The sequence below is a fragment of the Thermodesulfobacteriota bacterium genome, assembly GCA_026415035.1.
Classification (GTDB): domain Bacteria; phylum Desulfobacterota; class BSN033; order BSN033; family UBA1163; genus RBG-16-49-23.
Window position 1 is genome coordinate 336 of record JAOAHX010000065.1, and the last position, 244, is coordinate 579.

Consider the following 244-nt stretch of genomic DNA (forward strand, 5'->3'; position numbering starts at 1 on the left):
GCCGGTGATGACGATCCCGCTTTTGGTGCTGGCCGCCCTCTCCCTCGGCGGAGGATGGATTGGAATCTCGGAAGCCTACACGGGCGGCCGGATCGCCAACGGATTCGAGCAGTTCGTGCGGCCGGCGCTGGCGCGCGCGCCCGTCCATCCCGATCATCTGGCGATCGCCGCCGAGGAACCGAGTCACGGCTTGGAGTTAGGCCTGGCGGCCGTGACGGTTCTGGCTGTACTCGTGGCCTTGCTC

1 protein-coding gene is annotated in these 244 nt (G+C 67.6%); it reads left to right on the forward strand.

Annotation, left to right across the window (positions count from 1 at the left end; translation table 11 throughout):
- Positions 1-7: 7 nt before the first annotated feature.
- Positions 8-244: NADH-quinone oxidoreductase subunit L (locus tag N3G78_14880; GenBank protein MCX8119200.1), on the forward strand; the 237-nt coding region annotated here is incomplete at its 3' end.